At 68.3% G+C, this 12734-nt stretch carries 12 protein-coding genes; 8 read left to right on the plus strand and 4 right to left on the minus strand.

Annotated features, from left to right (window positions below; all coding sequences use genetic code 11):
- Positions 1-30 precede the first annotated feature (30 nt).
- Both phaC and ACZYRS_RS13435 read left to right on the plus strand, forming a co-directional pair.
- A complete protein-coding gene (gene phaC / locus ACZYRS_RS13430; RefSeq protein WP_463419659.1) occupies positions 31-1788 on the plus strand; it encodes a class I poly(R)-hydroxyalkanoic acid synthase in 1758 nt (585 codons plus the stop codon).
- A 50-nt stretch (positions 1789-1838) separates the two neighbouring features.
- On the plus strand, positions 1839-3017 hold the full coding sequence (locus ACZYRS_RS13435) for an acetyl-CoA C-acetyltransferase (RefSeq protein WP_198784623.1): 1179 nt from the start codon (positions 1839-1841) through the stop codon (positions 3015-3017).
- A gap of 33 nt (positions 3018-3050) precedes the next feature.
- On the opposite strand, the gene ACZYRS_RS13440 is transcribed toward ACZYRS_RS13435, so the two are convergent.
- Positions 3051-3683: a glutathione S-transferase family protein gene (locus tag ACZYRS_RS13440; RefSeq protein WP_463419660.1), complete on the minus strand. Its 633-nt coding sequence runs from the start codon at positions 3681-3683 to the stop codon at positions 3051-3053.
- Positions 3684-3710: 27 nt separating this feature from the next.
- Between ACZYRS_RS13440 and yghU the strand changes: the two genes are divergently transcribed.
- On the plus strand, positions 3711-4589 hold the full coding sequence (gene yghU, locus ACZYRS_RS13445; protein WP_463419661.1) for a glutathione-dependent disulfide-bond oxidoreductase: 879 nt from the start codon (positions 3711-3713) through the stop codon (positions 4587-4589).
- A gap of 211 nt (positions 4590-4800) precedes the next feature.
- On the opposite strand, the gene ACZYRS_RS13450 is transcribed toward yghU, so the two are convergent.
- Both ACZYRS_RS13450 and ACZYRS_RS13455 read right to left on the minus strand, forming a co-directional pair.
- Positions 4801-5703 (minus strand): M23 family metallopeptidase, encoded by a 903-nt coding sequence (locus tag ACZYRS_RS13450; RefSeq protein WP_463419662.1) that lies wholly within the window; start codon positions 5701-5703, stop codon positions 4801-4803.
- An 85-nt stretch (positions 5704-5788) separates the two neighbouring features.
- A complete protein-coding gene (locus ACZYRS_RS13455; protein ID WP_198784619.1) occupies positions 5789-6697 on the minus strand; it encodes a LysR family transcriptional regulator in 909 nt (302 codons plus the stop codon).
- Positions 6698-6804: 107 nt separating this feature from the next.
- Here ACZYRS_RS13455 and ACZYRS_RS13460 point away from each other — a divergent pair, with 107 nt between their 5' ends.
- The 5 genes from ACZYRS_RS13460 to ACZYRS_RS13480 all read left to right on the plus strand — a co-directional run bounded on the left by ACZYRS_RS13460 (position 6805) and on the right by ACZYRS_RS13480 (position 11791).
- Positions 6805-7791 carry a tripartite tricarboxylate transporter substrate binding protein gene (locus tag ACZYRS_RS13460; protein ID WP_463419663.1) on the plus strand — a complete coding sequence of 329 codons (987 nt, stop codon included), beginning with the start codon at positions 6805-6807 and terminating at the stop codon, positions 7789-7791.
- A gap of 7 nt (positions 7792-7798) precedes the next feature.
- Complete coding sequence (locus ACZYRS_RS13465) at positions 7799-8689, plus strand: HTD2 family dehydratase (protein WP_463419664.1); 891 nt, start codon at positions 7799-7801, stop codon at positions 8687-8689.
- A gap of 13 nt (positions 8690-8702) precedes the next feature.
- Positions 8703-9884 (plus strand): CaiB/BaiF CoA transferase family protein, encoded by a 1182-nt coding sequence (locus ACZYRS_RS13470; RefSeq protein WP_463419665.1) that lies wholly within the window; start codon positions 8703-8705, stop codon positions 9882-9884.
- Positions 9881-10741, plus strand: coding sequence for an HpcH/HpaI aldolase/citrate lyase family protein (locus ACZYRS_RS13475; protein ID WP_463419666.1), 861 nt, complete (start codon positions 9881-9883; stop codon positions 10739-10741). The genes ACZYRS_RS13470 and ACZYRS_RS13475 overlap by 4 nt, the downstream gene beginning before the upstream one ends.
- Before the next feature lie 108 nt (positions 10742-10849).
- On the plus strand, positions 10850-11791 hold the full coding sequence (locus tag ACZYRS_RS13480; protein ID WP_463422485.1) for a tripartite tricarboxylate transporter substrate-binding protein: 942 nt from the start codon (positions 10850-10852) through the stop codon (positions 11789-11791).
- Positions 11792-11811: 20 nt separating this feature from the next.
- Here the strand turns inward: ACZYRS_RS13480 and ACZYRS_RS13485 are convergent, their stop codons facing one another.
- Entirely contained in the window at positions 11812-12675 is an 864-nt protein-coding gene (locus ACZYRS_RS13485) for a LysR substrate-binding domain-containing protein (RefSeq protein ID WP_463419667.1), read from the minus strand.
- Between the last annotated feature and the right edge of the window lie 59 nt (positions 12676-12734).

Here is a 12734-nt window from a genome sequence, read left to right on the forward strand (position 1 = left end):
ATTCGATTCAGGCGAGGACCAGGAGACATGATGAAGCAACAAGCGACGGGGGCGGATGCATTCGCGCCCTTCCAGCAGGCACTTTCCGAGGGATGGACCCAGGCGCTGGCATCGTTCCAGCAGTCCGCCGCGAAAGGGGCCTCGGCCTTCGATGTCGGCGGCAGCCCGCTGTGGCAGATGCCGCAGATGCCGGGCGCCAGGATGCCCGATCTGCCGAAGATCGCCATCGACCCGCAGAAACTCCAATCGATCCAGCAGCAGTACGTCGCGGAGGCCACCGCGCTCTGGGGCCAGGGCTTCCAGGCGAAGCCCGAAGGCGACAAGCGCTTCGCCTCCGATGCATGGGGCAGCAACCCGCTCGCAGCCTTCTCGGCCGCCGTGTACCTGCTCAACGGCCGCACCATGCTCAGCATGGCCGAGGCCATCGATGCCGACGAAAAGACCAAGGCGCGTCTGCGCTTCGCGGTCGAGCAATGGATGGCCGCCTCCTCGCCCAGCAACTCGCTCGCCTTCAACGCCGAGGCGCAGAAGAAAGCCATCGACTCGCAGGGCGAGAGCATCGCCAAGGGCATCCAGAACCTGCTCAACGATGTGAAGCAGGGCCACCTGAGCATGACCGACGAGAGTGCCTTCGAAGTGGGGCGCAACGTGGCCACCACCGAGGGCGCGGTGGTGTTCGAGAACGAGTTCTTCCAGCTGCTCGAATACAAGCCGCTCACCGCCAAGGTGTACGAGCGCCCCTTTTTGCTGGTGCCGCCGTGCATCAACAAGTTCTACATCCTGGACCTGCAACCGGAGAACTCGCTGATCCGCTATGCGAACGAGCAGGGCCATCGCGTGTTCGTGGTGAGCTGGCGCAACCCCGACGAATCGCTCGCCCAGGCGACGTGGGACGACTACATCGAGAACGCCGCGATCCAGGCGATCCACACGGTGCAGGACATCAGCGGGAGCAAGCAGATCAATGCGCTGGGCTTCTGCGTGGGCGGCACCATCCTGAGCACCGCGCTGGCCGTGCTCGCGGGGCGTGGCGAAAAGCCCGCTTCGTCGGTCACGCTGCTCACGACGTTCCTGGACTTCAGCGACACCGGCATCCTCGATATCTTCGTGGACGAGACGATGGTCGCGTACCGCGAGATGCAGCTGGGCAAGGGCGGGCTGCTGCCCGGCGGCGACCTGGCCTCGACCTTCAGCTTCCTGCGCCCCAACGACCTCGTGTGGAACTACGTGGTCGGCAATTACCTCAAGGGCGAGACGCCGCCGCCCTTCGACCTGCTCTACTGGAACAGCGACGCCACCAACCTGCCGGGGCCGTTCTACGCCTGGTACCTGCGCAACACGTACCACGAGAACAAGCTCGCCAAGCCCAATGCGCTCACGGTGTGCGGCCAGAAGATCGACCTCGGAAAGATCGACATCCCGGTCTACATCTACGGCTCGCGCGAAGACCACATCGTGCCGATCGGCGGCGCCTATGCATCGACGCAACTCTTGCCGGGCAAGAAGCGCTTCGTGATGGGCGCCTCGGGCCATATCGCGGGCGTGATCAATCCGCCCGCCAAGAAAAAGCGCAGCCACTGGATTCGCGACGACGGCAAGTTCCCCAAGACGCAGGCCGAGTGGCTCACGGGCGCGACCGAGCACCCCGGCAGCTGGTGGACCGACTGGGCACAATGGCTCAAGGGCCATGCGGGCAAGCAGGTGGCCGCGCCCAAGGGCTACGGCAACGGCAAGGTCTACAAGGCCATCGAGCCTGCACCGGGACGCTACGTCAAGGCCAGGGCCTGACCGGACCGCACCACAACCACGACTTCAACATCACTTCAACGGAGAACCTCATGGAAGACATCGTCATCGTTTCGGCCGCACGCACGCCGGTCGGCAAATTCGGCGGCTCGCTCGCCGGCATTGCAGCCACCGAGCTGGGGGCCCTGGTCATCAAGGAAGTGATTGCGCGCGCCAACCTTTCGGCCGAGCAGGTCGGCGAGGCCATCATGGGCCAGGTGCTGGCGGCCGGTGCCGGCCAGAACCCCGCGCGCCAGGCGTGGCTCAAGAGCGGCGGCGCCAAGGAAACCCCGGCGCTCACCATCAACGCCGTGTGCGGCTCGGGCCTGAAGGCCGTGATGCTCGCCGCGCAAGCCGTGGCCACGGGCGACAGCGAAATCGTCATCGCCGGCGGCCAGGAAAACATGAGCGCCGCGCCGCACGTGCTGCCCAACTCGCGCAACGGCCAGCGCATGGGCGACTGGAAGCTGGTCGACACCATGATCGTGGACGGCCTGTGGGACGTCTACAACCAGTACCACATGGGCATCACCGCCGAGAACGTGGCCAAGAAGTACGGCATCGACCGCGCCGCGCAGGATGAGCTCGCACTCGCCAGCCAGACCAAGGCCGCCGCCGCGCAGGACGCCGGCAAGTTCAAGGACGAGATCGTCGGCGTGAGCATTCCGCAGAAGAAGGGCGACCCGATCGTCTTCAGCCAGGACGAGTTCATCAACCGCAAGACCAACGCCGAAGGCCTGGCGGGCCTTCGGCCCGCCTTCGACAAGGCCGGCGGCGTGACCGCGGGCAATGCCTCGGGCCTGAACGACGGCGCCGCCGCCGTGATGGTGATGACGGCCAAGAAGGCCGCCGCACTGGGCCTGAAGCCCCTCGGCCGCATCGCCAGCTACGCCACCGCGGGCCTGGACCCGGCCATCATGGGCATGGGCCCGGTGCCCGCATCGACCAAGGCGCTGCAGCGCGCCGGCTGGAAGGCCGCCGACCTCGACCTGCTCGAGATCAACGAAGCCTTCGCCGCACAGGCCTGCGCGGTGAACCGCGAAATGGGCTGGGACGTGAACAAGGTCAACGTGAACGGCGGCGCCATTGCCATCGGCCATCCGATCGGCGCGTCGGGCTGCCGCATCCTGGTGACGCTGCTGCATGAGATGCAGCGTCAGAACGCCAAGAAGGGCATTGCCTCGCTGTGCATCGGCGGCGGCATGGGCGTGGCGCTCACGATCGAACGCTGATCGCGACGGCGCTCAGCGCGCCGTCGTTGCCGCTCAGCGCGACATCGACGGCCGCTCGGCCATCGCAGCGCGCCAGCGCACGAGCTCGGGGTGCTGTTCCCCGGGCTTGATGCGCACCACGCGCGCGAAATCCACCGCCACCACGGCGGTGATGTCGGCCAGGCTGAAGCGGTCGGTGGCGATGAACTCGCGGCCGGCCAGCCGGTCGTTCAGCGCCTGGAAGAAATGCTGCACGCGCGCGAGCCCGCGCTGTGCCAGTTCCGGAATCTGCGCGTAGTTCACCGGGCCGGGCAAGGCCCGGTCGGCCATCGCAGGTGAGCCGTTGCGCAGCGCTTCGGCAATCGGCAGCAAACCCTCGAACTCGACGCGCCAGTTCCAGCTGGCGATCTCCGCCTTCTCGGCGGGCGTGCGGCCCATGAGCGGCGGTTCGGGGAACTGCGCTTCCAGCCAGGCCGCGATGGCGGCGTTGTCCGTGAGCAGGCCGTCTTCTTCGGTGCGCAGCGCCGGCACCGTGCATTGCGGATTGATCGCGCGGTAGGCTTCGCCCAGTTGTTCACCACGAACCAGATCGACCTGCACCGCCTCGTGGGCAATGCCCTTCTCCGCAAGCAGGATGCGGGCGCGCCGCGGACTCGGCGCCGTGGCGCAGTCATAGAGAATGATCATCGTCTGTCAACTTTCGGAACTCATCGCATGAATGGCACGACCGCCTACACGCCGCCCACCGTCTGGTCCTGGAACAAGGAAAGCGGCGGCCGCTTCGCGAACATCAACCGCCCCATCGCAGGTTCCACCCATGAGAAAGACCTGCCGGTGGGCAAGCACCCGCTGCAACTCTATTCGCTCGCGACGCCCAATGGCGTGAAAGTGACGGTGATGCTCGAGGAATTGCTGGCGCTCGGCCACGCGGGCGCCGAGTACGACGCCTGGCTGATCCGCATCAGCGAGGGCGACCAGTTCGGCAGCGGCTTCGTGGCGGTGAACCCCAATTCCAAGATCCCCGCGCTGATGGACCGCAGCGGCGCCGCGCCGATCCGGGTGTTCGAGTCGGGCGCGATCCTGCAATACCTCGCGGAGAAATTCGGCGGTGCGTTCTTTCCGACCGATCGCGCGGCGCGCGCCGAATGCCTCTCGTGGCTCTTCTGGCAGATGGGCAGCGCGCCGTACCTGGGCGGTGGGTTCGGACACTTCTATGCCTACGCCCCGACAAAGATCGAATACGCCATCGACCGCTTCGCGATGGAGGTCAAGCGCCAGCTCGACGTGCTCGACCGCCGCCTGGCCGAAAGCCGCTACCTGGCCGGCGACGACTACACGATCGCCGACATTGCCGTCTGGCCCTGGTACGGCGCGCTTGCCAAGGGGCAGCTCTACGAATCGGGCGAATTCCTGCAGGTGAGCGAGTACAAGAACGTGCTGCGCTGGAACGACGAGATTGCGCAACGTCCCGCGGCGCAGCGCGGCCGCATGGTCAACCGCGCCTGGGGCCAGCCCGAAAGCCAACTGCACGAGCGCCACGACGCCAGCGATTTCGACACGCGGACACAGGACAAGCTCACAGCGCCAAGCTGAACACCGCGGCCCGACTTGTTCACCGCCTGATTTTTGAGCAAAGTGTGGAATCCCTTTGTAGAACAACGAGTTAAATCCGTTTTACAAGGCTCCACGTGAGTTGTCCCCAAAGTTGTGCACAGAAAATGGGGATGAGATCGCGGGCCTGAGGTCCGGCCTGCAAGTTGGCGCAATACCACGAGAAAAGGCCTCCGGCGCCACCGGCAGCGCCTCAGCGCTCGAAGATCCGGTTGCGCACCGGCACCTTGCCGTCGAACGCGATTTCCACCGCCTCTCCCGTGACCGCGTCCACCGCGTGGATGTGCAGATGGGGCTCGGTCGTGTTGCCCGAGTTGCCCACCGCCCCCACGCGCTGGCCCGCGGTCACCGCATCGCCCGTCTTGTGCACGACGCTGCCTTGCCGGAGGTGAGCGAGCTCGACCTGGAGCGCGTCGCAGCGGATCACGACGTGGTTGCCCGAAGCGTTGGCCTTGTCGCGCCGGGGCGGCGCCAGGTCGGGCAGCCCATCCCGCACGCTCGCCACCGTGCCCGTGCAGGGGCTCACGACCTTCGCGCCATGCACCGCGTAGCGCGACAGGTCGGCGGGCGCGGCGCCGATCGCGCGGAACCCCGCGGGGCCGATGGCCACGATGTCGCTCGCATACCGTTGGCGGGGGTGTGTGTGGTGATGGTTCAACAGCGTGCGGTTCCCGCCTTGCGCGACCATGAAGCGGCCGCCTTCGAGCGGGAACGCGAGCGATGTCGGCGCTCCCGCGGGTGCGAGGCCGGCGGCGAGGTAACCGAAGGCCGTCGCGTAGAAAACCAGCGAGACCAGCGTCACCCCGTGTGCGCGCCCCAGCGGCCGTGCCAGCGCCCACGGCCGGCGCGCGTGCCGCCACCCCGAAGCGACGAACGCGAGCAGCACCAGCACGACGAGCACGGTCCGCGTCCAGAGTCCCGCGATGTCCCAGCGTCCCGCGAGCAGGATCAGGCCGAAGAAGAAAAGGCTGTCCGCGGCCTTCAGCGCCCAGGCGTCGCGCGATGCCTCGTCCAGTTTGGCGATCCGCCATGCGAGGCCGAGCGGGAAGGCGATGCAGACGACCAGGAGGATGGTCAGCGGGAGCAGATGTTCCATGCGCCCGCATGCTAGGGCGACCGGCTCGTTGCCGATGCAACCACCCGCAACGCGGGGGGACTTGGGCGCTGCCCGGAAGCCCGTCTCAGGCCGGCGGCACCTCCGCCGCGTAGTGCCGGCACAGCGTGTCCACCAGCGCCTGCGCATACACCGGCAGCGCTGCCCGGCTGCGCACCAGCAGGTACCGCTCCCGCACGCACCACGCATCGCTCAGGTCGATCAGCGCAAGCTGCATGCTCTCCCGGTTGCGCCGCGCCGCCGACTCGGGCACCACGCCGATGCCCACGCCGCTGCCGATCATCCGGCACATCGCATCGAAGCTGCCCAGCTGGATGCGCAGCTTCTGGCGCTTGCCCAGGTTGTCGGTGATCTGCGCGAGAAAGGTCTGCAGCGTGCTGCCTTGCTGCATGCCGATGGCGTCTTCATCGAGCGTCTCGGCGAATGAAATCCGTCGGCGCTTGGCGAAGCGGTGCTTGCGCGAGGTGACCAGCACCAGCCGGTCGGTGCTGAAGTGGATCGCCTCCAGCCCCAGCGTGTCGACGCGGCCCGCGACGATGCCGATGTCGGCGCGGCCGTCGAGCACGCCGCGCGGGATCTGAGCATTCGGTTTTTCCTGAAGGTCGACGTTGATGCGCGGGTTGCGTGCGAGAAAGCCCGGCAGGATCTCGGGCAGGAAATCGGTCACTGCGGTGGTGTTGGCGAACACGCGCAGGTGGCCGCGCAGGCCCCCGCCGTATTCGAGGAGGTCATCGCGCAACTGCTCGGTCTGGTGGAGCACGAGGCGCGCATGGTGAAGAAAGGCTTCGCCCGGCGGCAGCAGGCGCACGCCGCGCGCTTCGCGCTGCAGCAGCTGCAGGCCGGCTTGCGTCTCCAGCGCCTTGATGCGCGCGCTGGCCGCGGCGAGCGACAGGTGCTGCCGCTCGGCCGCCCGCGTGAGGTTGCCGAGCTCGGCGGTGGCGACGAAAAGACGCAGGTCCGTCAGGTCGAAAAGCATGGCGCATCGTAGCCCGAGCCTTCGGAAATTCAGAAGCCTGGGTTCCGAAATCGCAGATTGCGCACGTTGCCGTGGCGCACGACCATGCGGCCATGGAGACAAAGACGATGACATTCCGCGCCCTCGCGCTTCTTTCGCTCGCTGCGGCCTCGCTGGTTGCGGCGAACCCCGCCACCGCACAGCCCCATTCCTCGTATCCCTCGCGCCCCATCACGCTCGTCGTGCCCCAGGCCGCGGGCGGCACCAACGACATCGTCGGGCGCCTGGTCGGCCAGAAGCTCGGCGAGGTGATGAACAACGCCAGCGTGGTCGTCGACAACCGCCCCGGCGCGGGCGGCAACATCGGCACGCAGCTGGTCGCCAAGGGCCCAAAGGACGGCTACACGCTGCTCATGACCATCAGCAGCAGCCAGGCGATCAACCCCGCGCTCTACAAGAACCCGGGCTTCGATCCGGTGAAAGACTTCAGGCCCGTCGGCCTCGTCGGCGCCGTGCCCAACGTGCTGCTGGTCAACCCCTCGTTCCCCGCGAAGAACTTCGCCGAATTCCTGAAGCTCGCGCGGGAGAAGGGCGCGAACTACCAATACGCCTCGGCCGGCAACGGCACGCTCAACCACCTGCTGGGCGAAATGCTCAACAGCATGGCGGGCATCTCGCTGCAGCACGTGCCCTACAAGGGCGTGGCGCCCGCGCTCAACGACGTGCTGGGCGGGCAACTGCCGATCGTGTTCGCGAGCCTGCCCTCGGCGCTCTCGCACATCAAGGCCGGCAAACTGCGCGCGCTGGCCGTGAGCGGCGACAAGCGCTCGCCGGTGCTGCCCGACGTGCCCACCATCGCCGAGGCGGTGCCGGGCTACAACGGCACGCTGTGGATCGGCCTCTTCGCGCCCGCAGGCGTGCCGGCCGACGTGCTCGCCGCGCTGCAGGACGCGACGCGCAAGGCGCTCGCTGCGAAGGACCTGCGCGACAAGCTGGACCAGCAGGGCGTCGAGATCGCGGCGCCCACAACCCCCGAGCAATTCACAAAGCTGCTGCAGGACGACCTCGCCAAGTGGGCGCGCATCGTCAAGGCCTCCGGCGCTGCGGTCGATTGAAGAAACCATGAATCCTGAAAACCCCACCCCATCGATCGATGCCGACGCGCTCGCGAAACTGCAGGCCTGGCAAGGCCGCAGCGAAACGCTGGCCGACGACATCACCGCCGCGCCCGTGCGCGCGCTCTCCGCCACGCTCGACCGCGCCGACGCGCCGCCCGCCGCCGGCACGCGGCTGCCCGCGCTCTGGCACTGGCTCTACTTCCTGCCGCACCACCGTCAATCGGAGATCGGCGAAGACGGCCATGCGAAGCGCGGCGGGTTCCTGCCGCCCGTGCCGCTGCCGCGCCGCATGTGGGCGGGCGGACGATTGAACTGGGAAGCGGGCAACCCGCTGCAGGTCGGCGACAAGATCGAGCGCACCTCGACCATCGCCTCGGTCACCCACAAGGCCGGCCGCACCGGCGAGCTGGTCTTCGTGCTCGTGCGCCACGAGGTGCGGAACGACCGCGGCCTCGCGTTGACCGAGGAGCACGACATCGTCTACCGCGCCGCCGCGGCACCCGGCGAGAAGGCGCCGCCCCCCACGCCCGCGCCGAAGGACGCCGCCTTCAGCCGCGAGATCGTGCCCGACGACGTGCTGCTGTTCCGCTACTCGGCGCTCACCTTCAACGGCCACCGCATCCACTACGACCGGCGCTACGTGACCGGGGTCGAGGGCTATCCGGGCCTGATCGTGCACGGCCCGCTGATCGCGACGCTGCTGGTCGACCTGCTGCGCCGCAACGTGCCGGGCGCGCAACTCGCGCGCTTCGAATTCCGCGCCGTGCGGCCGACCTTCGACATCGCGCCGTTCCGCGTGCACGGCAAACCGGGCGCCGATGGCAAGACCTTCAGCCTCTGGGGCGAAGACGCCGACGGCTGGCTCACGATGCAGGCCACGGCCGTGCTCGCTTGAGGAAGAGATACACATGACAAGACCCCTGGACGGTATCACCGTCATCTCGCTCGAACACGCGATCGCCGCGCCGTTCTGCACCCGCCAGCTGGCCGACCTCGGCGCGCGTGTCATCAAGGTGGAGCGCCCCGAGGTGGGCGATTTCGCGCGCGCCTACGACGGCCGCGTGGGCGGCGAGGCCTCGCATTTCGTGTGGGTGAACCGCTCGAAGGAAAGCCTCACGCTCGACCTGAAGCAGCCCGCCGCGCTCGCGGTGCTGCAGGAGCTCGTGGCCGATGCCGACGTGCTGGTGCAGAACCTCGCGCCCGGCGCGGCCGCGCGCATGGGGCTGGGCGCCGATGTGCTGCAGGCCAGGCACCCGCGGCTCATCGTCTGCGACATCTCGGGCTACGGCGAAGACGGCCCGTACCGCGACAAGAAGGCTTACGACCTGCTGATCCAGAGCGAAGCGGGTTTCCTCTCGGTCACCGGCACGCCCGAAGACCCGTGCAAGTCGGGCAACTCCATCGCCGACATCGCGGCGGGCATGTACGCGTACACCGGCATCCTTGCCGCGCTGCTCCAGCGCGGCAAGACCGGCAAGGGCTCGCACATCGACGTGTCGATGCTGGAATCGCTCGCCGAGTGGATGGGCTACCCGATGTACTACGCCTACGAGGGCGCGCCGCCGCCGCCGCGCAGCGCCGCCTCGCACGCGACGATCTACCCCTACGGCCCGTTCCCCGCGGGCGACGGCGGCACGGTGATGCTGGGCCTGCAGAACGAGCGCGAGTGGCGCACCTTCTGCGAGAAGGTGCTGCTGCAGGCGGGGCTCGCGACCGATGTGCGCTTCGACAGCAACGCACGGCGCAACGAACACCGCGAAGCGTTGCGCGCGATCATCGTGGAGACCTTCGGCGCTTTGAGCACGGCGCAGGTGCTGGAGCGCCTCGATGCGGCGCAGATCGCCAACGCGCGCATGAACGACATGGCCGGGCTCTGGGCGCATCCGCAGCTGCAGGCGCGCGATCGCTGGCGGCAGGTGGGCTCGCCGGCCGGCGACATTCCGGCGCTGCTGCCGGCCGGGCGGCAGAGCGCGTTCGACTACCGCATGGATGCGATTCCCGCCGTCGGCGAGCACACCGAGGCGATCCTGCGCAGCCTGGGGCGTGGCGATGTGGACATCGCGGCGCTGCGCGAGGCGAGGGCGGTTTGAACTCGCTGCTCGCGCTGGCGCGCACTTTTCTGTTCGTGCCCGCCGACCGGCCCGAGCGCCATGCGCGCGCGCTGGCCGCGGGCACGGGCGGCGTGATCGTCGACCTGGAAGACGCAGTCGCACCCGAGCGCAAGGCATCGGCGCGCGAAGGCCTTGCAGCGTCGTTCGCCGCGTTGCCCGAAGCGGATCGGCAGCGCCTGCTGGTGCGCATCAATGCCAGCGGCACGCCGTGGCACGACGACGACCGCAAGACCGCGGCTGCGCTTGTCGCGCAAGGCCTGATCGCAGGCGTGGTGCTGCCCAAGGCCGAGCGTGCCGGCGATCTGTTGCAACTGGCTGATGCCGTAGGTCCCAAGGGCTTGCTGGTGCCACTCATCGAATCGGCGGCGGGCCTCGCCGCGCTCGACGAAATCGCGGCGGCGCCGCAGGTGCTCCGGCTTGCGTTCGGCAATCTCGATTTCCAGGCCGACGTCGGCCTGGCCTGCGATGCGGACGAAGCCGAGCTGGTGCCCGTTCGCCTCGCACTGCTGCTGGCCACGCGCCGCGCCGGACTGCCAGCGCCCATCGACGGCGTGACCGCCGACTGGCGCGACGCACAACGCCTCGCCGCCGACACGGCCCGTGCGCGTCGCGGCGGCTTCGGCGCCAAGCTGTGCATCCACCCCGACCAGGTTGCCCCGGTGCATGCCGCGCTCGGCCCGAGCGCCGACGAGCTCGCATGGGCGCGCCGCGTGATCGAGGCGATCCGCTCCGCGGGCGGCGGCGTGGTGAGCCTCGATGGCCGCATGGTCGATGCGCCGGTGGTGCGCCTGGCCGAGCGCCTCGTCGCGCTCGATGCGCAATCGCCGCCGCCCTGATTCCGAACGAAGAAGACAGATCCGACAACCCTAGGAGACAAAGAAGTGAACCTGAAGAAGAACTGGAAAGCACGCACCCTGATCGCCGCATCGCTGGGCGCCTGCCTCATGGCCGCGCAATCGCCGGCCGCCGCACAGGCGCAATGGCCCGACAAGCCCATCACCATGGTCGTGCCGTACTCGGCCGGCGGCCCCACCGACGTGGTGGCGCGGATGCTGGCCATTCCCATGGGCAAGTCGCTCGGCCAGACGGTGATCGTGGAGAACACCGTGGGCGCGGGCGGCACCATCGCACCGGCGCGCGTGGCCAGGGCGGCACCCAACGGCTACACCATCCTCATCCACCATATGGGCATGGCCACCGCGCCCGCGCTCTACAAGAAGCTCAACTACGACCCGCTGAAGGACTTCGAGTACATCGGCCAGGTGCTCGACGTGCCGATGACGCTGCTCTCGCGCAAGGACTTTCCCGCCAGCACCTACCCCGAGCTGCTGGCCTACGTGAAGGCCAACAAGGACAAGGTCACGCTGGCGAACGCGGGCGTGGGCGCGGTGTCGCAGCTGTGCGGGCTGCTGTTCATGAACCAGATCGGCGTGCAGTTGACGACGGTGCCCTACAAGGGCGCGGGCCCGGCGCTCAACGACCTCATGGGCGGGCAGGTCGACCTTCTGTGCGACCAGACCACGCAGACCGCGCCGGTCATCAAGGACGGCAACCGCGTGAAGGTGTTCGGCGTGACCACGCCCAAGCGCCTGTCGAGCATGCCCAACATCCCGACGCTCGACGAGCAGGGCCTGAAGGGCTTCGACGTGCGCGTGTGGCACGGCGTGTACGCGCCCAAGGGCACGCCGCCGGCCGTGCTCGAGAAGCTGAACGTGGCCTTGCGCGCCGCGCTGCAGGACGACATGGTCAAGCACCGCCTGGCCGAACTCAGCTCGGAGATCGTGCCGCTGGACAAGCAGACCCCCGAGAGCCTGCGCACGCACCTGGCGGCGGAGGTGGAGAAATGGGGGAAGGTGATCCGCGCTGCGGGCGTGCAGGCGGACTGATTTCGTGCGCGTTCAGCCGTTCAGCGGGCGGCCGCTGCGCCCGCCGAGCGGCGGATGCCCGCGATCAGGTGCGACGCCAGCAGCGCGCCGGCTTCGGTCAAGGCCGCTGCGCGATGCAGGCGAATGCCCGCCAGCGGAAGCCGCGGCATCCCGTCTTCCTTCGATAGCGCGCGGAGCCCTTTGGGAAAGGTGCCGGCCTTGAACACGCTGACGGCCAGCCCTTGGGCCACCACGGCCTCGACCGCCGCGCTGCTGTGGCTGACGAACGCCAGCCGCCAGGGGCGGTGGGCCTTGTCCAGCGCCGCCATCGCCCATTCGCGGAAGAGGCACCCCGGGGGGTAGAGCGCGACGGACAGCGGCGCCTGCGCGTCGACCACGTGATCGTGCGCGGCCGCCCACACCGCCTGCTCTTGCCGAAGGAAGTCGCCGCCCCCCTGGCCTCGGGGATGCATGGCGATCACGAGGTCGAAATCTTCCCCCAGGCGCTCGGTCATCTTCGCGGTGAGCCCGGTCTCCATGCTCACGCGGATGCGTGGGTAGCGCTGCCCGAAGCTGGCCAGGAGCGGCGGCACGATGCTCGTGCCGTAGTCGTCCATGATGCCCAGCCGCACCTGCCCTTCGTTCTGGTGCTGGCGAATGCGGCCCACCGCTTCGTCGTGCAAGGCCAGGATGCGGTGCGCGTAGCCGAGCAGGGCCTCGCCGCTGGGCGTGAGCGCCACCTGCGAGGTGGTCCGGGCGAAGAGCGCGGTGCCCAGCAGTTCCTCGAGCCGCTTGACCTGCATGCTCACGGCCGACTGGGTCCGGTTGAGCTGCGCGGCCGCGCGGGTGAACGAGTGTTGCTCGGAGACGGTGACGAAGGTCTTCAGCAGTTCGGGGTCAAGCACGGCGTTGCTCATCGGGTTTGCTGATGAAGCTGATCATGTTTATTTGTTTGTTTTATCAA

The organism is Variovorax sp. AC194, assembly GCF_979257995.1.